26 protein-coding genes and 9 tRNA genes are annotated in these 25059 nt (G+C 37.2%); 32 read left to right on the top strand and 3 right to left on the bottom strand.

Annotated features, from left to right (window positions below; genetic code table 11):
• Positions 1–9: 9 nt before the first annotated feature.
• On the top strand, positions 10–990 hold the full coding sequence (locus tag MHH59_RS01280; RefSeq protein WP_002091396.1) for an ABC transporter ATP-binding protein: 981 nt from the start codon (positions 10–12) through the stop codon (positions 988–990).
• Positions 987–1952, top strand: coding sequence for an ABC transporter ATP-binding protein (locus MHH59_RS01285; RefSeq protein ID WP_002124795.1), 966 nt, complete (start codon positions 987–989; stop codon positions 1950–1952). The genes MHH59_RS01280 and MHH59_RS01285 overlap by 4 nt, the downstream gene beginning before the upstream one ends.
• A gap of 182 nt (positions 1953–2134) precedes the next feature.
• On the opposite strand, the gene MHH59_RS01290 is transcribed toward MHH59_RS01285, so the two are convergent.
• On the bottom strand, positions 2135–3007 hold the full coding sequence (locus MHH59_RS01290) for a Cof-type HAD-IIB family hydrolase (protein WP_078178058.1): 873 nt from the start codon (positions 3005–3007) through the stop codon (positions 2135–2137).
• Between the two features lie 473 nt (positions 3008–3480).
• On the opposite strand from MHH59_RS01290, the gene MHH59_RS01295 reads away from it, so the two are divergent.
• The 14 genes from MHH59_RS01295 (at position 3481) to uvsE (ending at position 16651) form a co-directional block, all read left to right on the top strand.
• The gene (locus MHH59_RS01295) at positions 3481–3591 is read left to right on the top strand and encodes a DUF3948 family protein (RefSeq protein WP_001058533.1); all 111 of its coding nucleotides are present in this window, start codon (positions 3481–3483) and stop codon (positions 3589–3591) included.
• A gap of 34 nt (positions 3592–3625) precedes the next feature.
• The gene (locus MHH59_RS01300; RefSeq protein ID WP_000700010.1) at positions 3626–3745 is read left to right on the top strand and encodes a DUF3948 family protein; all 120 of its coding nucleotides are present in this window, start codon (positions 3626–3628) and stop codon (positions 3743–3745) included.
• A gap of 35 nt (positions 3746–3780) precedes the next feature.
• Positions 3781–3897 (top strand): DUF3948 family protein, encoded by a 117-nt coding sequence (locus MHH59_RS01305; RefSeq protein ID WP_000654250.1) that lies wholly within the window; start codon positions 3781–3783, stop codon positions 3895–3897.
• A gap of 35 nt (positions 3898–3932) precedes the next feature.
• On the top strand, positions 3933–4049 hold the full coding sequence (locus MHH59_RS01310) for a DUF3948 family protein (protein ID WP_002029425.1): 117 nt from the start codon (positions 3933–3935) through the stop codon (positions 4047–4049).
• Between the two features lie 42 nt (positions 4050–4091).
• Positions 4092–4202: a DUF3948 family protein gene (locus tag MHH59_RS01315; protein WP_001083697.1), complete on the top strand. Its 111-nt coding sequence runs from the start codon at positions 4092–4094 to the stop codon at positions 4200–4202.
• A 310-nt stretch (positions 4203–4512) separates the two neighbouring features.
• A complete protein-coding gene (gene hppD / locus MHH59_RS01320) occupies positions 4513–5631 on the top strand; it encodes a 4-hydroxyphenylpyruvate dioxygenase (RefSeq protein ID WP_002124802.1) in 1119 nt (372 codons plus the stop codon).
• 66 nt (positions 5632–5697) lie between these two features.
• Positions 5698–6654 (top strand): fumarylacetoacetate hydrolase family protein, encoded by a 957-nt coding sequence (locus MHH59_RS01325; RefSeq protein ID WP_033730978.1) that lies wholly within the window; start codon positions 5698–5700, stop codon positions 6652–6654.
• Positions 6620–7792, top strand: coding sequence for a homogentisate 1,2-dioxygenase (locus MHH59_RS01330; protein ID WP_002169298.1), 1173 nt, complete (start codon positions 6620–6622; stop codon positions 7790–7792). Before MHH59_RS01325 ends, MHH59_RS01330 begins: the two co-directional genes overlap by 35 nt.
• A gap of 257 nt (positions 7793–8049) precedes the next feature.
• Positions 8050–9465 (top strand): amino acid permease, encoded by a 1416-nt coding sequence (locus MHH59_RS01335; protein WP_002124809.1) that lies wholly within the window; start codon positions 8050–8052, stop codon positions 9463–9465.
• Positions 9466–9572: 107 nt separating this feature from the next.
• Entirely contained in the window at positions 9573–10847 is a 1275-nt protein-coding gene (locus tag MHH59_RS01340) for an MDR family MFS transporter (RefSeq protein WP_002124811.1), read from the top strand.
• Positions 10848–11147: 300 nt separating this feature from the next.
• Positions 11148–12236: a D-alanine--D-alanine ligase gene (locus MHH59_RS01345; protein WP_016126473.1), complete on the top strand. Its 1089-nt coding sequence runs from the start codon at positions 11148–11150 to the stop codon at positions 12234–12236.
• Between the two features lie 60 nt (positions 12237–12296).
• A complete protein-coding gene (gene murF / locus MHH59_RS01350) occupies positions 12297–13673 on the top strand; it encodes a UDP-N-acetylmuramoyl-tripeptide--D-alanyl-D-alanine ligase (RefSeq protein WP_002124813.1) in 1377 nt (458 codons plus the stop codon).
• A 306-nt stretch (positions 13674–13979) separates the two neighbouring features.
• Positions 13980–15596 (top strand): DEAD/DEAH box helicase, encoded by a 1617-nt coding sequence (locus MHH59_RS01355; protein WP_002063522.1) that lies wholly within the window; start codon positions 13980–13982, stop codon positions 15594–15596.
• A gap of 92 nt (positions 15597–15688) precedes the next feature.
• Positions 15689–16651, top strand: a complete 963-nt coding sequence (gene uvsE, locus MHH59_RS01360) for a UV DNA damage repair endonuclease UvsE (protein ID WP_002009966.1) — start codon at positions 15689–15691, stop codon at positions 16649–16651.
• On the opposite strand, the gene MHH59_RS01365 is transcribed toward uvsE, so the two are convergent.
• Entirely contained in the window at positions 16644–17216 is a 573-nt protein-coding gene (locus tag MHH59_RS01365; RefSeq protein ID WP_002167128.1) for a rhomboid family intramembrane serine protease, read from the bottom strand. The genes uvsE and MHH59_RS01365 overlap by 8 nt on opposite strands.
• Positions 17217–17308: 92 nt before the next feature.
• Between MHH59_RS01365 and acpS the strand changes: the two genes are divergently transcribed.
• The 6 genes from acpS to MHH59_RS01395 all read left to right on the top strand — a co-directional run bounded on the left by acpS (position 17309) and on the right by MHH59_RS01395 (position 23253).
• Complete coding sequence (gene acpS / locus MHH59_RS01370) at positions 17309–17668, top strand: holo-ACP synthase (protein ID WP_002009969.1); 360 nt, start codon at positions 17309–17311, stop codon at positions 17666–17668.
• Between the two features lie 156 nt (positions 17669–17824).
• On the top strand, positions 17825–18775 hold the full coding sequence (locus MHH59_RS01375; RefSeq protein WP_002124820.1) for a LolA family protein: 951 nt from the start codon (positions 17825–17827) through the stop codon (positions 18773–18775).
• Between the two features lie 117 nt (positions 18776–18892).
• Positions 18893–20062 (top strand): alanine racemase, encoded by a 1170-nt coding sequence (gene alr / locus MHH59_RS01380; protein WP_340850761.1) that lies wholly within the window; start codon positions 18893–18895, stop codon positions 20060–20062.
• 311 nt (positions 20063–20373) lie between these two features.
• Positions 20374–20661, top strand: coding sequence for an antitoxin EndoAI (locus MHH59_RS01385; RefSeq protein ID WP_000004570.1), 288 nt, complete (start codon positions 20374–20376; stop codon positions 20659–20661).
• 4 nt (positions 20662–20665) lie between these two features.
• Positions 20666–21016: a type II toxin-antitoxin system endoribonuclease NdoA gene (gene ndoA, locus MHH59_RS01390; RefSeq protein ID WP_000635965.1), complete on the top strand. Its 351-nt coding sequence runs from the start codon at positions 20666–20668 to the stop codon at positions 21014–21016.
• Positions 21017–21084: 68 nt separating this feature from the next.
• Positions 21085–23253, top strand: coding sequence for a Tex family protein (locus MHH59_RS01395; RefSeq protein WP_340852893.1), 2169 nt, complete (start codon positions 21085–21087; stop codon positions 23251–23253).
• A 57-nt stretch (positions 23254–23310) separates the two neighbouring features.
• On the opposite strand, the gene cmpA is transcribed toward MHH59_RS01395, so the two are convergent.
• A complete protein-coding gene (cmpA, locus tag MHH59_RS01400) occupies positions 23311–23427 on the bottom strand; it encodes a cortex morphogenetic protein CmpA (protein WP_001143642.1) in 117 nt (38 codons plus the stop codon).
• A 210-nt stretch (positions 23428–23637) separates the two neighbouring features.
• Between cmpA and MHH59_RS01405 the strand changes: the two genes are divergently transcribed.
• The 10 genes from MHH59_RS01405 (at position 23638) to MHH59_RS01450 (ending at position 25058) form a co-directional block, all read left to right on the top strand.
• Positions 23638–24093: a SprT family protein gene (locus tag MHH59_RS01405; RefSeq protein ID WP_340850762.1), complete on the top strand. Its 456-nt coding sequence runs from the start codon at positions 23638–23640 to the stop codon at positions 24091–24093.
• Positions 24094–24207: 114 nt separating this feature from the next.
• Positions 24208–24282: transfer RNA gene (locus MHH59_RS01410), tRNA-Asn, on the top strand.
• Positions 24283–24285: 3 nt separating this feature from the next.
• Positions 24286–24376, top strand: a tRNA-Ser gene (locus tag MHH59_RS01415).
• An 8-nt stretch (positions 24377–24384) separates the two neighbouring features.
• Positions 24385–24459, top strand: a tRNA-Glu gene (locus MHH59_RS01420).
• 4 nt (positions 24460–24463) lie between these two features.
• Positions 24464–24539, top strand: a tRNA-Val gene (locus MHH59_RS01425).
• A gap of 24 nt (positions 24540–24563) precedes the next feature.
• Positions 24564–24640 (top strand) — tRNA-Met (locus MHH59_RS01430).
• Between the two features lie 3 nt (positions 24641–24643).
• Positions 24644–24719 (top strand) — tRNA-Asp (locus MHH59_RS01435).
• An 87-nt stretch (positions 24720–24806) separates the two neighbouring features.
• A tRNA-Gln gene (locus MHH59_RS01440) sits at positions 24807–24881 on the top strand.
• Between the two features lie 5 nt (positions 24882–24886).
• Positions 24887–24959, top strand: a tRNA-Lys gene (locus MHH59_RS01445).
• A 16-nt stretch (positions 24960–24975) separates the two neighbouring features.
• Positions 24976–25058: transfer RNA gene (locus MHH59_RS01450), tRNA-Leu, on the top strand.
• Position 25059 lies beyond the last annotated feature (1 nt).

Genomic DNA, 25059 nt, shown 5'->3' on the forward strand with positions numbered 1-25059 from the left:
TGAGAAAGCATGAGTAGAGCAGTAGTAGAGCTAAAGGATTTACAAACACACTTTCAGACGGAAGAAGGTACAGTAAAGGCTGTCAATCATGTTAGCTTTTCAGTTCGAGAAGGTGAAACAGTTTGTGTAGTAGGCGAATCAGGTTGCGGGAAAAGTGTAACGGCTTTATCTATTATGGGACTTATTGCTGAATCTGGCGGCATCGTTGGTGGTGATATTCTTTATGAAGGAAAAAGTCTTTTAGGAATGAAAGAGAAAGAACTTCGTAGTTTAAGAGGAAATGATATCGCGATGATTTTCCAGGAACCGATGACATCACTTAATCCGGTCTTTACTGTTGGAGAGCAAATTGTTGAGACGTTAAGAGAGCATGAACTACTTAGCAAAAACGAAGCATACAAAAAAGCAATTGAATTAATTCGTAAAGTTGGTATTGCTCGTGCTGATGAAATTGTCCATTCTTATCCGCACGAATTAAGCGGTGGTATGTTACAACGTATTATGATTGCTATTGCACTTAGTTGTAATCCAAAGTTATTAATTGCAGATGAACCGACAACAGCTCTAGACGTTACGATTCAAGCGCAAATATTAGACTTACTAAGACAAGTAAAAGAGGAATTTAAAACGTCCATTTTATTAATTACACATGATCTAGGTGTTGTAGCAGAAATGGCCGATTATGTTGTCGTTATGTATGGTGGAAAAGTTATTGAAGAGGCACCGGTACTAGAGATATTTCAAAATCCGAAACATCCATATACGCAAGGGCTGCTAAAATCAAAACCAGTAATGGGGAAACGAACAGATAAACTTTATTCTATTCCAGGGCAAGTTCCAAATTTAGTTGGCTTAGATGAGTTTTGCTACTTTAGTGGCCGCTGTGAACATTGCATGGAAATATGCAAAAATGAAGCGCCAAATCTTAATGTGCATGATGAGGATCATAAAGTAGCTTGTTGGTTATATGAGGAGCGTGCTGGGCAATGAGTGAACCATTATTAGAAGTGAAGAACTTAAAAACGTATTTTCCGATTAAGGGCGGCGTATTTAGTAGAACGATTGGACATGTGAAAGCGGTAGATGGGGTAAGCTTTACAATTGATAAGGGAGAAGTGTTTGGCCTTGTAGGAGAGTCTGGAAGTGGGAAAACGACGATAGGAAAAACAATTCTCCGTCTCGTTCAAAAAACAGAAGGTGAAGTGAAATTTAAAGGTCAAGATGTTCATGCTTTATCAAAAGAAGAGCTGAGAAAGCATCGTCCTAATATGCAGCTCGTCTTTCAAGATCCATTTAGCTCATTAAATCCAAGAATGAGAATTGGAGAAGCGCTTGGTGAGCCAATGTTGGCTCACGGACTAGCGACGAAAGAAAATGTCCGTGCAAAGGTGATAGAAGTATTGGAGTTATGTGGTTTAGCGCCGTATCATATTGACCGGTACCCTCATGAGTTTTCCGGTGGGCAACGTCAACGTATCGTTATTGCAAGGGCGATGGTATTAGATCCAGAATTTATTGTAGCTGATGAGCCTGTTGCGGCATTAGATGTATCTATTCAAGCGCAAATCATTAATTTGTTTAGTGAATTACAGGAGAAAAAGGGATTATCCTATTTATTCATTTCACATGATTTAAGTGTTGTGGAGCACTTATGTACGAAAATTGGAATTATGTATTTAGGAACTATTGTGGAAACAGCACCACGTGATGAGTTATTTGCGAATCCGCTTCATCCATATACAAAAGCATTGTTATCAGCAGTGCCAATACCGGATCCAACGGTTAAGCGAGAACGGATTATTCTAGAAGGGGATATTCCAAGTCCTGCAAATCCACCATCAGGTTGCCGTTTTCATACACGTTGCCCCGTTGCTACAGATATTTGTAAAACGAATGTACCAGAATTCCGTAATGTGGGTGAAGATCATTTTGTTGCTTGTCATCATGTGTAAAAGAAAAGGACTCTTTCAAAATGTGAAAGAGTCCTTTTTTTACCCCGCATTAACGGGCAGTAAGACTCCCACCTGAAAATTCGACACATGCGGGGAAGTTAGGTGGGAGATTAACTGCCCGTAAAAGCCCGATTGGTTCAACTAATAATCAGAGGAACCCCACCTCTGATTAAAGTTTCACTTTATTTACTAGATGAAGTTTGTTTTAATACAAATTGCTCAATTGCATGAGCAACACCGTTTTCATTATTTGTTAATGTAACAACGTCACATAATTTTTTTACGTCTTCTTCAGCATTTCCCATTGCAACTGATAAGCCGGCTACTTGTAGCATTGGCACATCATTAAAGTTGTCACCGATTGCAACAGTATCTTCAATTGGTATATTGAAATAAGCTGCCATTTCTTGCAAACCATTGCCTTTATGGCCATGCTTATCCATAATTTCTACATTAGTAGGAGCTGATGCCGTAACTGAAATGTCCGTATCTTCTTGTAAAGTTTGTAATAGCTGTGAACGATGAGCAGCATTAAATGTTAAAATGAAGAATTTAGATATTTCTAATTCTGGATTATTTACGACATCTTCTATTTTTTGGAAATCAGTAATTAAGTTAGATTTCTTTTGTTTTTCTGTAATTCTTTCAAGTTCCTCAAGTGTAACATCTAGTGTATGTTTATTTTCTTCGAATGCCTGCATAACTTGACCTTGCCATGTATAAGGAGAATAAACCCCTTTATTTGTGTACAACTTATATGGAAAACCTTCAGATTCTAGTAATTTTGCAAGCTTGTATACTTTATCATTTTGTAAACAACGCGAGTTAATTACTTTTCCGTCCACATAAACAATTGCCCCATTGCTTGCTCCAACTGGAAGAGATAGTTTATATTCTTCCAATAATTTCAAAGCATCCTCTTTCGCGCGGCCAGAACAAATCATTACAATATGACCAGCCTCTTTTGCGGTTTGGATAGCTTGTAAGTTCTCTTTGGAGATTTCAAGATTAGATGATAGTAGTGTACCATCCATATCTATTGCGATTAATTTCAAAATGACCACCTCTTTGTTTCCATTATACATAGTTATATAGAGGAAACATATAAACTTATCTTGGAAAGATAGTATTTTATCCCGCATTAATTTCTAGTAAAAGTGCGATTGGTGAGGGGAATAATTAGTAGGGAATGGAACTCTCGTTGATTAAAGTTTCACTTTGGTTTTTAACAAAATAGAGATGAATAATATTATATTTCGCTTTATGACCTTAATGTTACACTAGTGTTACAAATGTGATTGTAGTAGAAAACGCATTAAAACAAGGTTTTTGAGTGTTTATTTAAAAAAACGTAAAAAAAGTGTAATAAAATTTACGTAATTATATTGCAACGTAATAATAGTTATGTTACATTAGTGTTACAAACGTTACGTGATTAATTTCAATGTAACGTTAACATGAAAACTATGAACTAATCATTTCTTAGTAATTACATATAGATAACTTATAAAAAAGGAGAATGAATGATATGAACAACGAGCAAGTATTAAACGTAACAAAAGGTGACTTCGTAGGATCAGCAAGCGGAGCAGTAGTATTAACAGCATTAATCGTATTTCTATCAAGCGTATTAGTATAATAGAAGTTTTGTAACAAAAATAAGAGAAGGGAGAATGAAAATTATGAACAACGAGCAAGTATTACAAGTGACAAAAGGTGACTTCGTAGGATCAGCAAGTGGAGCGGTAGTATTAACAGCATTAATCGTATTTCTATCAAGCGTATTAGTATAATAGAAGTTTTGTAACAAAAGATAAATGAAGGGAGAATGAAAGATATGAAAGAGCAAGTATTACAAGTAACAAAAGGTGACTTCGTAGGATCAGCAAGTGGAGCGGTAGTATTAACAGCATTAATCGTATTTCTATCAAGCGTATTAGTATAATAGAAGTTTTGTAACAAAAGATAAATGAAGGGAGAATGAAAGATATGAAAGAGCAAGTATTACAAGTAACAAAAGGTGATTTCTTAGGATCAGCAAGCGGAGCAGTAGTATTAACAGCATTAATCGTATTTCTATCAAGCGTATTAGTATAATAAAAGTTTTAAATTGTACAAAATGAAAGGAGAATGAGGAATATGAACAGTGAACAAGTGTTACAAGTAACAAAAACAGATTTATTAGGATCATTAGGCGGAGCGGTAATATTAACATCATTTATTCTATTCCTTGCAAATATATTAGTATGAAAAATATAAATACAATCATTCAAAAAAAATAAAGACTCTAACGTATTAGTAAGTAGTTAATATGTTGGAGTCTTTTTTGTTTTCCTCTCATATATACCTTCAAGTATTAATATTTTCCCCTTACTTTAAAGAGAAAAAAGTCGAATTTTATATGTAAGAAAAAAAGAGGAATTTGACAGAAAAGATAGAAAATTTTAAAGGTCGGAAATTGTTAGCTTGCTAACTAATTTCTATTAATTGATGTTGGAAGCGTTTTCGGTTGGTTTTAAGTATGGACCATTTAATCTATTTACAGGGGGATGAAGATATTATGAAACAAAAATCTATGGATACGCTAGCTGCACAAATGGAGGACTTTTTTCCGGTACGTGATGTAGATCATTTGGAATTTTACGTAGGGAATGCAAAGCAATCAAGTTATTATCTTGCGAGAGCGTTTGGATTCAAAATTGTAGCTTATTCTGGATTAGAAACAGGAAACCGTGAAAAGGTATCTTATGTTCTTGTGCAAAAAAATATGCGTTTTGTTGTGTCTGGAGCTTTAAGTAGTGATAGTCGTATTGCAGATTTTGTAAAGACTCATGGTGATGGAGTGAAGGATGTGGCTTTACTTGTTGATGATGTTGATAAAGCATACTCTGAAGCTGTAAAACGTGGCGCTGTTGCGATTGCTCCTCCTGAAGAGTTAACAGATGAGGAAGGTACCTTGAAGAAAGCGGTTATTGGTACGTATGGTGATACAATTCATACGCTTGTAGAGCGTAAAAATTATAAAGGAACATTCATGCCAGGATTTCAAAAGGTAGAGTTCAATATTCCATTTGAAGAATCCGGTTTAATTGCTGTAGACCATGTCGTTGGTAACGTTGAGAAAATGGAAGAATGGGTTAGTTATTATGAGAACGTCATGGGATTTAAACAAATGATTCACTTCGATGATGACGATATTAGCACAGAGTATTCGGCATTAATGTCAAAAGTTATGACGAATGGAAGCCGTATTAAGTTTCCAATTAATGAACCAGCAGACGGAAAAAGAAAGTCACAAATTCAAGAATATCTAGAGTTCTATAACGGAGCGGGTGTACAGCATCTTGCTTTATTAACAAGTGACATTGTAAAAACAATTGAAGTGCTTCGTGCGAATGGCGTGGAGTTTTTAGATACGCCAGATACGTATTACGATGAGTTAACTGCACGTGTTGGAAAAATTGATGAAGAAATTGATAGATTAAAAGAATTGAAGATTCTAGTAGACCGTGACGAAGAAGGTTATTTATTACAAATCTTTACGAAACCAATTGTAGATCGTCCAACTCTATTTATTGAAATCATCCAACGTAAAGGTTCTCGTGGATTTGGCGAAGGGAACTTTAAAGCGTTATTCGAATCAATTGAAAGAGAACAAGAGCGTCGCGGAAATTTATAAAATTTGTATCCACCAGCAAGAGTTCCTTTGTTGGTGGAAATTTCATTTTCATAGGGAGGAATCACGATGAAATTTGTTACATTTCGTCTCCCATCGAAAGAAATGCGAGCTGGATGGCTTGAAGGTGACAAAGTAATCGATATGAATCTTGCGAGTGATGGACAATTACCTTCTTCTATGTTCGCCTTTTTAGAGAAAGCAGATGAGTATGTAGAAGTATTGCGTAATATTAAGAATCCTGCAAAGGGTATATATTCCTTAGAGGAAGTTCAATTTGCAGCGGCAATTCCTAATCCGAGTAGCATTCGAGATTTTTATGCATTTGAGCAGCATGTAAAAACAGCTCGCGGACGAAGAGGGTTAGATGTTGTACCTGAATGGTATGATATCCCGGTTTTTTATTTTACGAACCACCGTGCTGTTATTGGACCAGATGATTTTGTTATTGGTCCGAAGAAGTCTAAAAAGCTTGATTATGAGTTAGAGATTGCTTGCGTAATTGGGAAAGAAGGACGAAACATTTCTCGTGAACAAGCAGAGGAATATATTTTTGGTTACTGCATTATGAACGACTGGAGCGCAAGGGACTTACAAGTAACAGAAATGAAAGTGGGACTCGGTCCAGCGAAAGGAAAAGATTTTGCAACTTCATTAGGAGCGTATCTCGTTACGAAAGAGGAATTAGACGTTTATCGTAACGGTGATCGTTATGATTTAGAGATGACTGCTCATGTAAATGGAAAGATATTATCAAAGGGAAACTTCCAAGATATTTACTATACATTTGCTGAAATGATTGAACGTGCTTCGGAAGACGTTACGTTATATCCAGGAGATGTGATTGGTTCTGGGACAGTAGGAACAGGATGTATTTTAGAACTTGGTACAGAAGAGTGGCTACAAGATGGAGATGTTGTAGAGCTGTCGATTACTGGTTTAGGTACGTTACGTAATACGGTCAAAAAAGACATGAAAGCAGGTGATGGGCATGTTTTATCGTCACATGGGGGAGCTACCTCATAAACGACATGTACAATTTCGTAAAAAAGATGGATCGCTTTATCGTGAGCAGGTAATGGGGACAAAAGGTTTCTCTGGTACCCAGTCTATTTTGTATCATCATTATATGCCAACAGAAGTAGGGCACGCGGCATTATCGCATTCTTGTCAGTTACAGTATGAAGAGGATGCCCTTCTTGCTCATCGCCACTTCCGTACGAAAGAAAATAAAAAAACTGGTGATGCAGTAAGCGGAAGAAACTTTATGCTTGGGAATGAGGATTTATTAATTGGAGTAGTGAGTCCAACAGAAAAAATGGATTATTTTTACCGTAATGGTGATGGCGATGAAATGTTATTTGTTCATTATGGAACAGGAAAAATTGAAACGATGTTTGGAACGATTCACTATAGAAAAGGTGATTATGTAACAATTCCAATTGGAACGATTTATCGTGTTATTCCAGATGAGGGAGAGACTAAGTTTCTTGTTGTAGAGGCAAATAGCCAAATTACAACACCAAGTCGCTATCGCAATGAATATGGGCAATTGTTAGAACATAGTCCGTTTTGTGAAAGGGATATTCGTGGCCCGGAAAAATTGGAGACATATGATGACAAAGGTGAGTTTGTCGTAATGACAAAGTCGAGAGGTTATATGCACAAGCATGTGTTAGGGCACCATCCGTTAGATGTTGTTGGGTGGGATGGTTATTTATATCCGTGGGTCTTTAATGTGGAGGATTTTGAGCCAATTACAGGTCGTATTCATCAGCCACCACCAGTACATCAAACATTCGAAGGGCATAATTTCGTCATTTGCTCTTTCGTACCGCGTTTATACGATTATCATCCAGAATCTATTCCGGCACCATATTATCATAGTAATGTGAATAGTGATGAAGTACTGTACTATGTAGAAGGTAACTTTATGAGCCGAAAAGGTGTAGAAGAAGGTTCTATTACGCTTCATCCAAGCGGGATCCCGCATGGGCCACATCCAGGGAAAACAGAAGCGAGTATAGGGAAGAAAGAGACACTTGAACTGGCTGTTATGATAGATACATTCCGTCCGCTTCGTATTGTAAAACAAGCACATGAGACGGAAGATGAAAAGTACATGTATAGCTGGATTGAAGAGGGTTCATATACCGTAAAATAAGTAAAAAGAGGCATGCTCACTACGGGAGCATGCCTCTTTTATGGAATCGACATGTATAATAATACCAAAAAAAGTTATGAAAATATATATAGATATGATTGTCTGAATCTTTTTATCGAAAGGATGATAAGAGTATAGTATGTATCTCGATAGTTTTCTGTTTATTTCGACAAAAGTATTGACTAAAAAACATGCCGTGGGTAAAATGAAAAAGTAAATTAAATTTTCAGAAAACTAAAATCGTGGAGGAGCACAGCATGAAGCAAATTTTTCAAAAGAAGCCAATTTCAACGTTACTGCAAGAAAGTAAACAAAAGACATTATCGAGAACGTTAGGGGCACTTGATTTAACAATGCTTGGAATCGGAGCAATTGTTGGAACTGGTATTTTTGTTCTTACTGGCGTTGTAGCAGCGAAACATTCTGGACCAGCTATTATATTATCATTTGCTATAGCTGCATTAGCTTGTGCCTTTGCTGCATTTTGTTACGCTGAATTTGCTTCTTCAGTTCCTGTCTCAGGGAGTGTTTACACGTACACGTATGCGACGATGGGAGAAGTATTTGCATTCTTAATTGGATGGGATTTAATGCTCGAGTATTTATTAGCCACATCTGCTGTAGCTAATGGATGGTCAGCGTATTTTCAATCGTTATTAAAGGGATTTGGGATTCATATTCCGACCATTCTCTCCTCGGCCCCTGGTACTGGAAAGGGTGGAATAATTGATTTACCTGCAGTTCTAATTATTCTAGTTATGACGGTTCTTTTATCTAGAGGTGTTCGTGAAAGTGCACGTGTAAATAATATAATGGTATTTATTAAACTAGCAGTTGTTCTCATTTTTATCTTCGCCGGATTTAATTATGTAAAACCTGAAAATTGGACACCTTTTATGCCATTTGGGTTAGATGGTGTAATGGCTGGAGCAGCTACAGTTTTCTTCGCATTCATTGGATTTGATGCTGTATCAACAGCCGCAGAAGAAGTGAAGCGCCCACAACGCGATTTGCCGATTGGAATTATTGCATCGTTACTAGTTTGTACGGTTCTTTACATTGTTGTTTCACTTATTTTGACAGGGATTGTTCCATACGGTCAGTTGAATATATCAGATCCAGTTGCTTTCGCACTTCAATTTATTGGACAAGATAGTTTGGCGGGAGTGATATCAGTAGGAGCAATTACAGGAATTACAACTGTAATGCTAGTTATGATGTATGGGCAAGTTCGTGTTTCATATGCAATGAGCAGAGATGGATTGTTACCGAAGCGTCTTGCTAAAGTTCATCCGAAATTTAAAACACCATTTTTAAATACATGGACAACAGGTATTATTGCAGCACTTATTTCAGGATTAATAGATTTAAATGTTTTAGCACATCTTGTAAATATGGGAACTTTGTCAGCATTTGCACTTGTAGCTGTTGCTGTCATTGTGATGAGACGAACTCATCCTGATTTACCAAGGGCGTTTAAGGCGCCGCTCGTACCATTTTTACCAGCATTAACAGTTATCTTTTGCTTATATTTGATGCTTCAATTATCAGCGACAGCTTGGATTAGTTTTGGTGTTTGGATGGTTATCGGTATAGTAGTTTATTTCGCCTATAGTAGAAAGCGTAGTGTTTTAAATAATAGTAAAAAAGAAGAAGATGTAGCAAATTTATAAATGGAAAAATCCATTCTAATTCTGTTAGGATGGATTTTTATTTTGAAAATTTACATTTTTCTGAATGTATTATAAGATAATTGTTGGCGAACTAAAGGGGTGAAAATGTGAAAAATACATGGCGTGAGCTAAGAGAGATGGATCGTAACGTATGGATTCGATTTATCGGTGAGACTTTGAACGGAATTGCGATGATGATGTTAATGCCTTTTTTTGCACTATATTTAAAAGATAAGGTAGATTCTTTATTACAAGTTGGGATTATTATGGCGCTTTCTCCAATTGCTGCAAGCTTTGGCTCGCTTATAGGCGGAAGAATAGCTGATATATATGGAAGAAAGCCAATTATGATATTTTCAATGGCGAGTAATGCGTTATTAATGCTCGGTTTTTTATTTATCGAAGGATTTATTCCATACGCTATTTTATCTATTTTTTTAGGGTTAAGTAATTCTTTATTTCATCCAGCAGCATCAGCGATGGTTGCAGATGTGACGGCGCCAGAAAAAAGAACAGAAGCATATGGTTTATTGCGAATGGGACACAATATTGGTGCTGCAATTGGACCGATAATGGGAGCATCAGTAGTTGTTTTATCAAAGAACCTCGTGTTTATTATTGCTTCATCCGCTATGTTGTTTTATGCGCTACTAGTGTTAGTACTTATTAAAGAAACAATGCCAAAAATTACGGATATGACGGAAAAAAATAAAGAGAAGGAATCCGGAGCAGTTTGGAAAATTTTAATGAGAGATAAGGCGTTAATGATTTATTTGTTAGCGGGGATTATTATTTCTATGGGGTTTTCTCAAACAGAAGGCATGTTACCGCTTCACTTTGATAACGAAATGAAGGATATTTTTGGAGTCAACAATCCATACCCATATTTAATGGCATTAAATGGTCTATTAGTTGTTTTATTTCAATTTCAAATTTCAAAATGGGCGACAGATAAACCTGTTGGAAAGACGATGCTATACGGTGCGTGTTTGTTCGGAATTGGTTTGTTTTTTATAGGATGGTTACCGAAGTGGTTTGGAGAATATGATACAAATGCTACAATTATTTTAATGACGTTAATGTTTGTTTATGCCATATATACGTTAGGCGAGATGATTATGTCGCCTGTACAGATGACGTTTGTAGCGAATTTGGCCCCTGAGCATTTGAGAGGAACCTATATGGGGGCGGCGAGTTTGCAGTGGATTACAGGAAGTGCATTCGGTCCACTTCTTGGTGGTTTTCTATTGGATCGTTTGCTTGGTCACTACTTATTTACAATTTTAAGTGTAGGGTGTGTAGTTGCAGGCTTTGTATATGTTTCTTTAGATCGTCTTGTTGAGCAGAGGCAAAAAGATACGCCTACAAAACAGTCTTCTTAATAAAATGAAACTTTAATCAATGTTTTTTCACCCTCCACAAATGGTAGGGTAATATAGATGACATACACACAAAGTGGATTTCTACATATTTTAGGTACATAACTAGATTAGATAGCAATTTTGCTTTAAAGTTTAATTTTGTTTAGGTGTGTAGAAATTAAAGAGAAAAAGTGTAGAAAACCAATAAGTGGTGTCTTTTAATTATTTGTGGAAGTTACATTTTATTTCAAATAGGAACTACCTATTTTTATAAAAAGTGCTAAAATAGAAAAATGAAAACAATTGGTTAGGGTGATTTCAGTGACAAAAATTAAATTAGGTTTATTATACGGTGGAAAATCAGCTGAGCATCAAGTTTCGTTACAAACGGCTCTTGCTGCTATTAAAGCATTAAATCAAGATAAATTCGAGATTCATCCAATTTATATTACAGAACAAGGCCAATGGATGCGTGGAGAGCGTATTGAAGGCGAAGTAAAAAATGTTGAGGCATTACAAATGAGTGGGGAAGAGAATACAATCTCTCCTGTATCATTAAGTACAGAAATTATCCCAACTGCAACTTCTAAACAAGAAGATGCAATTGATGTTATTTTCCCATTATTACATGGACCGAATGGTGAAGATGGAACAGTACAAGGGTTATTAGAATTACTAAACATTCCATATGTAGGTAACGGTGTATTAGCATCATCTGCTGGTATGGATAAAGTTGTTATGAAAAATATCTTTGCAGAAGCTGGATTGAAACAAGCGAAATATGCATCTTTCATTCGTAGCGCATGGGAAAAAGATCGTGAAACAGCATATGAAAAAGTAGAAGAAGTATTAGGATATCCTTGCTTCGTAAAACCAGCAAATCTTGGTTCAAGTGTTGGTATTAATAAGTGTAATGATCGTGAAGAGCTTGAGAATGCATTCGAAGAGGCATTCCAATTTGACCGTAAAATTATTGTAGAAGAAAATATTGTAGGTCGTGAAGTAGAAGTTGGTGTATTAGGTAATGATGAGCCGAAATGTTCAGTTGTAGGTGAAATTGTACCGAAAAAAGATTTTTATGATTACAAATCGAAATACATCGATGGTGATACAGCGTTAATTATTCCAGCTGAAATGACAGAGGAAGAGTCTAATATAATTAAGCGAGATGCAATTATCGCATTCCAATCATTAGATGGTTCGGGCTTAACACGAGCTGATTTCTTCTTAACGAAAGATGGAGAAGTATATATTAACGAAGTAAACACAATGCCAGGATTCACGCCGTTTAGTATGTTCCCTCTATTATGGCAACATACAGGTTTACCGTATCCGGAATTAATTGAAGAGCTAATTCGCTTAGCGATTGAGCGTCACGAAGAAAAACAAAAAATTAAATATACAATCTAACAAAAAAGGAGGAAGCACTATTCGAAGGAATAGTGCTTCCTCTATGTAAGGAGTGTTTTCATGATAAATCGAACGTTAAAACAAGTAGAGCAGATGATAAATGGTACTGGATTAGCAGAGCGGTATGAGGGAATTACTATACAAGGAGTGTCTATTGATACGAGGAAAATTGAAAATGGAAATTTATATGTTCCAATTCAAGGTGAACGTTTCGATGGACATGCTTTTGTAGACAAAGCTGTTGAAAATGGGGCGATTGCTACATTATGGATGAAAGATGTAGAAAACCCACCTGAAAATCTTCCGGTTATTTTTGTAGAAGATACACTAGCAGCATTGCAAATGTTAGCGAAAAACTATCGTGATCAATTGGATGTAAAAGTTATTGGTGTAACGGGTAGTAATGGTAAAACATCTACGAAAGATATTGTAACAAGTATTCTTGCGACTAAATTTAAAGTTCAAAAAACAGAAGGTAATTTCAACAACCACATCGGTTTACCTCTTACTATTTTAAATTTAGAGGAAAATACAGAAGTAGCTGTATTAGAAATGGGCATGTCAAGCCGAGGAGAAATTGAATTTCTATCTAAGTTAGCTCGCCCTAATGCAGCTATTATCACGAACATTGGTGAGGCGCACTTAATGGATTTAGGCTCTCGTGAGGCGATTGCTGAAGCGAAGTTAGAAATTGTTACAGGTTTACAAAAGGGTGGCGTGTTCGTATATAATGGAGATGAGCCGCTATTAACGAATCGTGTTCCAGAAATGAATTTAGCAGCTGAAACAGTTACATTTGGTGATGCGAGAGCAAATGATTACTATCCAACTACTGTAACATTGCAGGCTACTGGGACACACTTTAAGATGAACAGGGATGAAACTTCGTCATTCTATTTGCCAGTACTAGGAAAGCATAATGTATATAATACGCTTGCTTCAATGGCAATTGCAAAACATTTTGGTGTAACGTGGGAAGAAATGAAACAAGGTTTAGTAACACTTCAAATGACAGGTATGCGTATGGAAATTGTAAAAACAGATAGTGGTTTAACAATTATCAATGATGCTTATAATGCTAGTCCAACAGCTATGGAAGCTGCGTTCCACCTAATGAATGGTTTAGATGGATTTGCTAAAAAAATTGTTGTGCTTGGTGATATGTTAGAACTTGGAAATCAAGAAGTGCAATTTCATTATGAAGTAGGTAAATTAATTGATCCAGCAAAAATTTCATATGTATTCACATATGGTAAATTAGGGGCTCAAATTGCTGAAGGTGCAAAAATTAATTTCCCTAAAGACCGTGTAAAAGCGTATGATAGTAAAGAAGAGTTAATAAAAGAGTTGCAAGCAGTAGTCGGTACGAAAGATGTTGTATTAGTAAAAGCATCTCGCGGCATGAAATTAGAAGAAGTAATTACGATGTTGAAATAATTGGTGTATATAAATAGGGATGATAGCCACGAAAATAGTGGAAACTTATAATAAGCGCTTACAGTAAACGATAAAAAAATAAAAGTAAAGAAAAAAGCTCTGAATATGAAATAAGGTAACAGTTGGGGTTTGCTTTTTACACCTACAAAACTTATAATTGATAAAGTGTAATAACGTTTAGAAGTATTTTCGTGAAGAATATACGCCCGGTTATATACGTAAGTATTCAGGAAAATGGCTTTTCCGCAAGTTCGGAAAACGCCTTTTTTTAAATGATAAGTATAGGATAGAAAAGGAGAAGTAACATTGACAACATTTCGAGAACTAGGATTAAGTGAGTCTTTACTACAATCTGTTGAAAGTATGGGCTTTGAAGAGGCTACGCCGATTCAAGCTGAAACAATTCCACATGCATTGCAAGGTAAGGATATTATTGGGCAAGCGCAAACAGGTACAGGGAAAACAGCAGCATTCGGATTACCACTATTAGATAAAGTGGATACAAATAAAGAAGCAGTTCAAGGTATTGTTATCGCGCCAACGCGTGAATTAGCAATTCAAGTTGGAGAAGAGCTATACAAAATTGGTAAACATAAACGTGTTCGTATTCTACCAATTTATGGTGGTCAAGATATTAACCGCCAAATTCGTGCTCTAAAAAAACACCCACACATTATTGTAGGTACGCCGGGTCGTATTTTAGATCATATCAACCGTAAAACACTTCGCTTACAAAACGTAGAGACTGTTGTTCTTGACGAAGCGGATGAAATGTTAAACATGGGCTTCATTGAAGATATTGAAGCGATTTTAACAGATGTGCCAGAAACACATCAAACATTATTATTCTCAGCGACAATGCCAGATCCAATCCGTCGTATTGCTGAGCGTTTCATGACTGAGCCTCAACACATTAAAGTAAAAGCAAAAGAAGTAACAATGCCAAACATTCAGCAGTTCTATTTAGAAGTGCAAGAAAAGAAAAAGTTTGACGTGTTAACACGCTTACTAGATATTCAATCTCCAGAGCTTGCAATCATATTCGGTCGTACAAAGCGTCGTGTTGATGAATTATCAGAAGCATTAAACTTACGTGGTTATGCAGCAGAAGGTATTCACGGTGACTTAACACAAGCGAAGCGTATGTCTGTATTACGTAAATTTAAAGAAGGTACTATTGAAGTTCTTGTTGCAACAGACGTTGCTGCACGTGGTCTTGATATTTCAGGCGTAACACACGTATACAACTTCGATATCCCACAAGATCCAGAATCATACGTTCACCGTATCGGTCGTACTGGCCGTGCCGGTAAAAAAGGTATTGCAATGTTATTTGTAACACCACGTGAATCAGGACAATTAAAAAATATCGAGCGTACAACAAAACGTAAAGTTGATCGTATGGACGCACCGACACTTGACGAGGCGTTAGAAGGTCAACAACGTTTAATCGCTGAAAAACTTCAAAGCACAATTGAAAATGATAACTTATCATACTACAAGCGTATTGCAGAAGAAATGTTAGAAGAGAATGATTCTGTAACAGTAGTAGCTGCTGCTTTAAAAATGATGACAAAAGAGCCGGATACAACTCCGATCGCTTTAACATCAGAACCACCAGTTGTTTCAAGAGGTGGCGGTGGCGGTTCTAAAAAACGCGGTGGTAACGGAAGTGGATACCGTGATGGTAACCGTAATCGTAGTCGTGATGGACGCGGCGGTGGCGATGGTCGTAACCGTGATCGCAATCGTGATGGACGTGGAAGCGGAAGTGGCGATGGTCGTAACCGTGATCGTAATCGTGATGGCGGTAGCCGTGATGCTGGTAGCCGTGATGGCAACCGTGGTCGTAAAGGTGAAGGTCGCCCTGGATCTTCAAATGGACGCGGCGAAAGAAAACATCATAGCCGTCCACAAGCTTAATAAAAAAGAGAATGCCCTTTGCTGGCATTCTCTTTTTTTATTTCTGTAATTGTGCATACTACATAGTAACTCGTATAGAAATGAGGTGCTATATGCTTGTAAGACTTGGGTATGTTGCGATGAGTGTACATTTGAAGAATGCTTCTCCATCTCAAACGATGACGTATGCACAGTTTCAGCGGATTGATGATCGAGAGGCTGCGATTCGTAAACTTGAAAGAATCGCTAATTCGAATTTGGAAAATTGCTTACGGTTATTAAAACATAATAAAGGGCATGATATATCTTTCTTTCGACTTAGTTCCAAGCTTATTCCTTTAGCGAATCATGAGGAGTTGTTAGATTGGAACTATATTCGTCCGTTAAAAGAAAATCTGAAAGAATTAGGTGAATATGCAATTCGTATGAATATGCGAATTGACTTCCATCCAGATCACTTTGTTGTACTAAATTCACCTGAGGAGAGTATTCTCAAACAATCTGTAAAGACATTGCAGATGCACAAAAAATTGTTAAAGGGTATGGGAATTGAACATAAGCAACGATGTGTATTACATGTGGGAGGAGGTTATAAAGATAAGGAGCTTGCATTAGAACGCTTTATAGAAAATTGGTCAACTGTTCCAAGAGGTATTCAAGAGATGATTATATTAGAAAATGATGACACGACCTTTTCTTTAGAAGAAACATTGTATTTAGGTGAGAAATTAGACATTCCAGTCGTGTTTGATTTGCACCATCATATGATGAATAATGACCAGGAAGATTGGCATGAAGATTGGGCGCGTGTTGTACATACGTGGGAATCGTCTTTGTTACCGGTTAAAATGCACATCTCCAGTCCTAGAGATGGAAAAAACCCGAGAGCACATGCAGATTTTATTGATGTAGATACTTTCTTATCTTTTTTGAAAAAGATAAAGGGGAGTGTTCCGCGAATTGATTGTATGATTGAGGCGAAGAAAAAGGACGAGTCTTTATTTCAACTAATGAGAGAGTTAAGTAAACAAACAGATGTGGAAATTATCGATGGTGCGAGCTTCTATATTAAATAAGCTCTGCGCCATCGTTTTTTTTTGTTAAAAAAGGGGTGCACATGCCGCCGATGATCAGTCCTGTTAAATGGCTTATAGGATTGGCAGAGGGATTAAAGAAAGTAAATAGTAGTAATATAAGTATCATTATTGAAAAAATAGCGATGTCTCTTGGTTTTGAAGAACGATATCGACTATACAATAAAAATAATTGGGCGCCTAGTAATCCGAAAATACCACCAGATGCTCCGGCGTGAATATATTCAAGAGGCATAATAATATAAGAAGAAATATTCCCGAGAATGCCAGAAAGGAAAAAAATAATGATGAAAGAAAAGTGTCCTAGTTGTTTTTCGATGGAAGAACCAAATACGAATAAACAAATACTATTAGAAAGGAAATGTTGTAAGTCTACGTGTACAAGTAAGGAAGTTATGACACGCCACCATTCTCCTTTAGCGATATATTCATTGTAGGCTGCCAGGTGAAAGAGGGAAAAGTCGCTCAATATAATCATGACTAATTGTATAAGAAGTAAAGAAATGATAATCGGTTGTAAGGAAATGCGAGTGGATGGTATTAGCATGTTTTTAGTATCACTCCTTTTGCATCAGAAAGATTCTCTGTTATTCTTACAATATGAATGAAGAAAGCTAAATAGAAGAAGGGGATTTTGAAATGATTGTAGGGATTGGAATCGATATTATTGAGTTAAATCGAATTGAAAAAATGCTAGATGGAAAGCTTAAATTTATGGAACGTATTTTAACTGAAAGAGAACGTGGTGTTGCTGAGGGGCTGAAAGGAAGTCGTCTTACAGAATTTGTAGCTGGAAGATTTGCAGCAAAAGAGGCGTATTCTAAAGCGGTAGGGACCGGTATCGGGAAAGAAGTGAGTTTTTTAGATATTGAAGTAAGGAATGATGATAGAGGTAAGCCGATTATCATTACAAATACAGAGCATATTGTTCATTTATCAATTAGTCATAGTAAAGAATTTGCCGTTGCTCAAGTTGTTTTGGAAAGCTCGTCACGCTAGTCTGCATATTTTATATCTTTGTCTCATATATTTGAGGTAGCGATAAGGAAGGCATATCTTCCATTCATTTATAGGGGCAAAGGGGCTGAAGTGATGAAAAGGAGTCTGTTTTTAGTTCTTGTCGGTTTATTGACCGTTTTTGTGTTGGCGGGTTGTATGGAAAAGAAACAGGAAGATGTTGTGAGAGATTTAGAAACGAAAGTTAAAAGTATGAAGAGTTATCAAGCTGAAGCGAAATTATCTATTAAAACAGGAAATGAACCTCAAGAGTACAATGTAGAAATTTGGCATAAAGAACCTTCGTATTATCGTGTGAATTTGCAGAATGCGAAAAAGGATCAGAGTCAAATTATTTTAAGGAATGATGAAGGTGTATTTGTATTAACACCGGCACTTAATAAGAGTTTCCGTTTTCAAAGTGATTGGCCGCAAAATAGTAGCCAGGCTTATTTATATGAATCACTTGTAAGAGATATTTTGCAAGATAAGAAAAATCTCTCTTTCGAGAAAACAGATAAGTATTATGTGTTTAAAACAAAAACAAATTATCAACATCAAAATATGTTGCCGAAACAAGAAATTAAGCTGAATAAAAGTGATTTAACACCAGTTTCTGTGAAACTGATGGATAATGATCAAAATGTCCTTGTAAAAGTAGATTTCACTAAAGTAAAGTTTGATGCAAAGTTTGATAAAGGTGCATTTGATACGAAACAAAATATGTCTAGAGCACAAGTGGATGTTCAGACGGCAGCGAAAGAAGACAAACCGTTTGCTATTTTGTATCCACGTGATACACCGCAAGGTATGACTTTGAAAGAGGAAGAAGAGTTGAAGACAGACAGTGGCAAGCGTGCAATACTCACATACACTGGAAGTAAGAAATCCTTTACTTTAATACAAGAAAAGTCAAAAGTTGCAGAGGCCTCATCGGCGGTAAGTGTAAGTGGAGAGCCGGTTGATCTTGGTTTCACGATTGGTGCATTGACGAAAGACTCTGTAACGTGGTCACATAACGGAGTAGAATATATGCTCGTGTCTAAAGGTTTAGAGACGAATGAGTTGTTGATGGTTGCTCGTTCGGTTACAGCGAAGCAGGTGAAGTAAACTTCTTAGACGTGGTGATATATGTGCACCACGTCTTTTCTTAGTTTGAAGGTGGATTTCATAAAAGAAGCATATAAAAGAATAAGCTTCGCATATCGTGTATAAGGAAGTGTATTTATGGAAGAAGCACCGTTTTACCGTGACACGTGGGTGGAAGTGGATTTAGATGCGATCTATAACAATGTTACACATATTAAAGAGTACATTCCAAGTGATGTAGAGATTTTTGCTGTAGTTAAAGCGAATGCATATGGGCACGATTATGTACCGGTGGCTAAAACTGCATTAGAAGCAGGAGCAACAAGATTAGCAGTTGCTTTTTTAGATGAAGCTTTAGTGCTTCGGAGGGCTGGTATTACTGCACCGATTTTAGTATTAGGTCCTTCCCCGCCCCGTGATGTAAATGTAGCTGCTGAAAATGATGTAGCATTAACTGTTTTTCAAAAAGAATGGGTGGAAGAAGCGATAAAGCTCTGGGATGGTTCATCAATAATGAAATTCCATATTAATTTTGATAGTGGTATGGGGAGAATCGGAATACGTGAACGAAAAGAATTAAAAGGGTTCTTAAAGAGTTTAGAAGGTGCGCCATTTTTAGAGTTAGAAGGAGTATATACGCATTTTGCAACAGCGGATGAGGTTGAGACTTCTTACTTTGATAAGCAATATAATACATTTTTGCAGCAGTTACGTTGGTTGAAAGAATTTGGAGTGAATCCTAAATTTGTCCATACAGCCAATAGTGCTGCAACGTTAAGATTTCAAGGGATTACATTTAATGCAGTGCGAATTGGTATTGCGATGTATGGACTATCCCCATCTGTAGAAATACGTCCTTTTTTACCGTTTAAATTGGAACCGGCGTTGTCACTTCATACGAAAGTTGCTCATATTAAGCAAGTGATTAAAGGGGATGGGATTAGTTATAATGTCACATACCGAACGAGAACCGAAGAATGGATTGCGACAGTTGCGATTGGGTATGCAGATGGCTGGCTTAGAAGATTGCAAGGGTTTAAGGTACTTGTAAACGGTGAAAGAGTACCGATTGTAGGGCGAGTGACAATGGATCAATTCATGATACATCTTCCTTGTGAAGTGCCACTTGGTACGAAAGTTACACTCATTGGGAGACAAGGTGATGAGTATATTAGTGCTACCGAGGTTGCTGAATATTCCGGGACTATTAATTATGAAATTATTGCAACGATAAGCTTCCGTGTACCGAGAATATTTATACGACACGGTAAAGTTGTAGAAGTAATCAATTATTTGAACGATATATAGAAGAAGGTAATATTACTCAGTATCTCGTCATTTGGAGGAGTTTCACTAATAAAGAATAGGCTCTTTTTCGCTGGGGAGCTTCTTTTTATACTTGTTATTAATATAAGTTGCAATGAAATATTACTGAAGGATTGCTTTATTTCTTGTTTGAAAGAGATAAAAAGTAAAAGAAGATGAATGTTTTATTTATGAATTGGAAAACATAAGCAAGGAATAAGGAAGTCTTTGCAACAGGCTCCATACAATGGTATTATTACAATAGGTGTCATATATATATTTGGGTGTGTAGTTGACGGTGGAGGTGTATTTTTGTGTCCGAATCAAGTGTAACTACTGAAATCGTGGTTCGGTTGCCAAAGCAAATGGTAACGGAATTGGACGGAATTGGAAAACAAGAGAATAAGAATCGCCATGAACTAATTTGCCAGGCAACACAACTGTTATTGCGTCAACATAAGACGAAGAAACGCTACCAACATGAATCAATGCGACGTGGGTACATTGAAATGGGAAAAATTAATCTTGGTATTGCATCTGAAGCTTTCTTAGCAGAGTATGAAGCAGCTCATACAGTAGAACGCTTAGTTAGCGGGGGGTAATATTTTGATTGTAAAACGCGGCGACGTGTATTTTGCAGACCTTTCCCCAGTTGTTGGTTCTGAGCAAGGAGGCGTTCGTCCGGTTCTTGTCATTCAAAATGACATCGGAAATCGTTTTAGTCCGACTGTGATTGTAGCGGCTATTACTGCACAGATTCAAAAAGCGAAATTACCCACTCATGTGGAAATTGATGCGAAAAAGTACGGTTTTGAGAGGGATTCTGTTATTTTACTTGAGCAGATTCGAACAATCGATAAGCAACGCTTAACGGACAAAATCACTCATTTGGATGAAGTGATGATGAGTCGTGTAGATGAAGCGTTACAAATTAGTTTAGGACTAATAGATTTTTAAATCGGCAGTTTAAGTTGCTCTCTTTACAGGGCAACTTTTTTTTATTATAGAGGAGGTTACGGTTGGATATGGAAATGGTAGATAATCGACAAGGGTTAATGAAAATGTTAGTGAAAGAATTAGGCTTTACAGAAAAGCAAGTTCGTCATGTTATTCAATTAACAGAAGAAGGTAACACAGTTCCATTTATCGCTCGTTACCGAAAAGAATGGACAGGGTCTCTTGATGAGGTGCAAATTCGTGCAATCTTAGAAAGATGGCAATATATGATGCAACTAGAAGATAGGAAAGAAGAGGTTCTTCGTCTTATTGGTGAAAAGGGTAAACTAACCGAAGAGTTGCGTCGTCATATTGTTGCTGCAACAAAACTTCAAGAAGTAGAAGACTTATATCGTCCATATAAAGAAAAAAGAAGAACGAAAGCTACAATTGCTAAAGAAAAGGGATTAGAACCGTTAGCTGAGTGGCTATTATTATATAAAAAAGAAAATCCAGCAGAGAAGGCTATGGAATTTGTTAATGCAGAAAAGGAAGTGGCGTCTGCAGAAGATGCGTTGCAAGGTGCGCAAGATATTATTGCGGAACTTGTTTCGGATAATGCGGCATATCGTAGTTGGATTCGCAATACTACTTTCCGAAAAGGGATTATGTCTTCATCTGTAAAAGATAAAGAAAAAGATGAAAAGAATATATATGAAATGTATTATGGCTATGAAGAACCGTTGCAAAAAGTAGTGCCGCATCGTGTACTAGCTATGAATCGTGGTGAAAAGGAAGACGTATTAAGAGTTTCTGTTATCACGCCAATTGAAGAAATTCTTCAGTTTTTACATAAAAAAATGATTCTTGATGAAGCTTCTAAAAGTGCGCATTATGTACAATTAGCGATGGAAGATGGATATAAGCGATTAATTCAACCTTCAATAGAAAGAGAAATTCGTAAAGAATTAATGGAAACGGCCGAAGAACAAGCGATTCATATTTTCTCTGAGAATTTACGTAATTTATTATTACAACCTCCGATGAAAGGGAAAGTTGTGTTAGCGGTAGATCCGGCATATAGAACCGGTTGTAAATTAGCTGTAGTAGATGATACAGGAAAAGTTCTTCACATAGATGTTATTTATCCGCATCCGCCTGCTCGTAAATATGAGGATGCAAAAACGAAAATCATTTCAATTATAGATAAATATGAAGTTGAAATGATAGCGATTGGAAATGGTACAGCTTCGAGGGAAACGGAAGAATTTATAGTAGATGTATTACAAAATGTAGAGCGAGATGTATTTTACATTATTGTAAATGAAGCGGGTGCTAGTGTGTACTCAGCATCTGATGTAGCTCGCGAGGAGTTTCCAAATTTACAGGTTGAAGAAAGAAGTGCTGTTTCAATTGGGAGACGTCTTCAAGATCCACTTGCAGAACTTGTGAAAATTGACCCTAAATCTGTTGGGGTGGGACAATATCAACATGATGTATCTCAAAAGAGATTAAATGAATCATTAACATTTGTAGTAGAGACAGCAGTTAACCGAGTTGGTGTTAATGTAAATACAGCTTCAGTTGCATTGTTGCAATATGTTTCGGGATTATCAAAAACAGTTGCGAAAAACATTGTAGCTAAGCGTGAGGAAGATGGGAAATTCACGAAGCGTACTGAATTAAAGAAAATCCCACGTTTAGGTGCAAAAACATATGAACAATGTATCGGGTTTTTACGTATATTAGAAGGAGCGAATGCGTTAGATCGCACAGGGATTCATCCAGAACAATATAAAAATGTTGAATTGCTATTGAAGAGCTTAGGGTTATCAAAGAATGATGTGGGGAAACCAAACTTGCAAAAGAGTTTCGAAGGAGTAGATATTTCTAAATTATCTCAAGAGACGGAGATTGGTGAGCCGACATTAGTTGATATTATGGATGCTTTAATTAGCCCGGAGCGAGATATGAGGGATGAGTTGCCAAAGCCACTTTTGAAAAAGGGGATTTTAAAATTAGAAGATTTAAAGCGTGGTATGGAATTAGAGGGAACGATCCGCAATGTTGTTGATTTCGGTGCCTTTGTTGATATTGGTGTGAAGCAAGATGGTTTAGTACATATTTCTAAACTAAGCAAACAATTTGTAAAGCATCCATTAGATATTGTATCCGTGGGACAAATTGTAAAGGTATGGGTAGATGATATTGATACGAAAAAAGGTCGTGTTGCATTATCAATGTTACCGATTGAATAGTAAGAAAAGAGAGCAGATGAAACTGCTCTCTTTTTATGAACTGGAAAGTTTAATTGATTATGAGCTTTGATGTATTTTACTATAATAAAACCAGCATTCATTTAGTAACTTGATTTGATACCGGTTTTTCTCGAAATATGCACGTTGCATTTGTTTCTTTAGCCACGTGGGCATAGGAATCCCTCCTTGTTTAATCCTGCTCTCAAAAAAAGTAGCTCCTTTTAGTTAAAGTAACTTTGATGAGAGGTTGGTGAGTGGATTTCTAGCAATGCTGCATTTTTAGAAATCACGCTTCTTGAATGAGGATGGGTATATGTACTATTTACTATATGTATAAGAAGGGAGAAAAGTGTGGAAATATTTTTTAGTTTAGGAGGAATGAGAATGGATGAGCAAGAAATTCAGCGGTTAGTGGAAGAGGTATCGTTACAATGCTTTGGAATGCTGTTTTTACATAAAGCGATGTTTAATAGTAGGTTACGTACAACTGGTGGGCGCTATCTATTGAAGAATCATAATATTGAATTGAATTATCGATATTACGAAGTATATGGAAAAGAAGAGTTAGTCGGGATTGTTAAACATGAACTTTGTCATTATCACTTACATATCACAGGAAAAGGGTATAAGCATCGAGATAGAGATTTTCGGGAGTTATTAAAGAAAGTAGGTGCACCACGTTTTTGTAAACGAATGATTAGTGAGGAGGAAACGAGAGTTTCTATGTATGAATGTATGGGGTGTTCTTTTCAATATGTAAGAAGACGTCAAATAAATACACAAAGATATGTATGTGGAAAGTGTAAAGGACAACTAAAACTGGTAGTGAAAACATCTTGACAGTGAAAACGCAATCCAGTATATTATAAACATGTCACGTTTGCGCAAGATGTTCTGAAAAAACTTCTTGACTTACGATGAGAATTTTTATAAGATACAAATTGTCTTCATTATTCCGCAGTAGCTCAGTGGTAGAGCTATCGGCTGTTAACCGATCGGTCGTAGGTTCGAGTCCTACCTGCGGAGCCATACAGAGAAGTACCCAAGTGGCTCAAGGGGCTCCCCTGCTAAGGGAGTAGATCGCTAACGCGGTGCGAGGGTTCGAATCCCTTCTTCTCTGCCATACATATTGGCCCGTTGGTCAAGTGGTTAAGACACCGCCCTTTCACGGCGGTAACACGGGTTCGAATCCCGTACGGGTCACCACTTCGGAGGATTAGCTCAGCTGGGAGAGCACCTGCCTTACAAGCAGGGGGTCGGCGGTTCGATCCCGTCATCCTCCACCATATAAATTATATAAATAATATTATCGCGGGGTGGAGCAGTACGGTAGCTCGTCGGGCTCATAACCCGAAGGTCGCAGGTTCAAATCCTGTCCCCGCAACCAAATGGTCCCGTGGTGTAGTGGTTAACATGCCTGCCTGTCACGCAGGAGATCGCCGGTTCGACCCCGGTCGGGACCGCCATTTTAACTTCTGCTATATAGCAGTTGTTTTTTATTGGACATTATGGTAAAATAACATTTGTCTTTGAAAAGAAGATAACTATTTCGATGGGCTATAGCCAAGCGGTAAGGCAACGGACTTTGACTCCGTCATGCGCTGGTTCGAATCCAGCTAGCCCAGCCATTTACGAGCCATTAGCTCAGTTGGTAGAGCATCTGACTTTTAATCAGAGGGTCGAAGGTTCGAATCCTTCATGGCTCACTTTTGTTTTTTCCGCGCGGTCGTGGCGGAACGGCAGACGCGCTAGGTTGAGGGCCTAGTGGGGGAAACCCCGTGGAGGTTCAAGTCCTCTCGGCCGCAT

Source organism: Bacillus sp. FSL E2-0195 (assembly GCF_038003645.1).
GTDB classification, from domain to species: domain Bacteria; phylum Bacillota; class Bacilli; order Bacillales; family Bacillaceae_G; genus Bacillus_A; species Bacillus_A mycoides.

Coding starts and splice junctions, on each gene's coding strand:
- MHH59_RS01315 (WP_001083697.1), top strand. CDS start 4,092: ATGAACAGTGAACAAGTGTTACAAGTAACAAAAACAGATTTATTAGGA.
- MHH59_RS01375 (WP_002124820.1), top strand. CDS start 17,825: ATGGAAAAGAAACAGGAAGATGTTGTGAGAGATTTAGAAACGAAAGTT.
- MHH59_RS01285 (WP_002124795.1), top strand. CDS start 987: ATGAGTGAACCATTATTAGAAGTGAAGAACTTAAAAACGTATTTTCCG.
- MHH59_RS01335 (WP_002124809.1), top strand. CDS start 8,050: ATGAAGCAAATTTTTCAAAAGAAGCCAATTTCAACGTTACTGCAAGAA.
- MHH59_RS01310 (WP_002029425.1), top strand. CDS start 3,933: ATGAAAGATATGAAAGAGCAAGTATTACAAGTAACAAAAGGTGATTTC.
- MHH59_RS01395 (WP_340852893.1), top strand. CDS start 21,085: ATGGAAATGGTAGATAATCGACAAGGGTTAATGAAAATGTTAGTGAAA.
- cmpA (WP_001143642.1), bottom strand. CDS start 23,427: ATGCCCACGTGGCTAAAGAAACAAATGCAACGTGCATATTTCGAGAAA.
- MHH59_RS01300 (WP_000700010.1), top strand. CDS start 3,626: ATGAAAATTATGAACAACGAGCAAGTATTACAAGTGACAAAAGGTGAC.
- hppD (WP_002124802.1), top strand. CDS start 4,513: ATGAAACAAAAATCTATGGATACGCTAGCTGCACAAATGGAGGACTTT.
- alr (WP_340850761.1), top strand. CDS start 18,893: ATGGAAGAAGCACCGTTTTACCGTGACACGTGGGTGGAAGTGGATTTA.
- MHH59_RS01365 (WP_002167128.1), bottom strand. CDS start 17,216: ATGCTAATACCATCCACTCGCATTTCCTTACAACCGATTATCATTTCT.
- MHH59_RS01295 (WP_001058533.1), top strand. CDS start 3,481: ATGAACAACGAGCAAGTATTAAACGTAACAAAAGGTGACTTCGTAGGA.
- acpS (WP_002009969.1), top strand. CDS start 17,309: ATGATTGTAGGGATTGGAATCGATATTATTGAGTTAAATCGAATTGAA.
- MHH59_RS01325 (WP_033730978.1), top strand. CDS start 5,698: ATGAAATTTGTTACATTTCGTCTCCCATCGAAAGAAATGCGAGCTGGA.
- uvsE (WP_002009966.1), top strand. CDS start 15,689: ATGCTTGTAAGACTTGGGTATGTTGCGATGAGTGTACATTTGAAGAAT.
- MHH59_RS01280 (WP_002091396.1), top strand. CDS start 10: ATGAGTAGAGCAGTAGTAGAGCTAAAGGATTTACAAACACACTTTCAG.
- MHH59_RS01330 (WP_002169298.1), top strand. CDS start 6,620: ATGTTTTATCGTCACATGGGGGAGCTACCTCATAAACGACATGTACAA.
- murF (WP_002124813.1), top strand. CDS start 12,297: ATGATAAATCGAACGTTAAAACAAGTAGAGCAGATGATAAATGGTACT.
- MHH59_RS01305 (WP_000654250.1), top strand. CDS start 3,781: ATGAAAGATATGAAAGAGCAAGTATTACAAGTAACAAAAGGTGACTTC.
- MHH59_RS01405 (WP_340850762.1), top strand. CDS start 23,638: ATGGATGAGCAAGAAATTCAGCGGTTAGTGGAAGAGGTATCGTTACAA.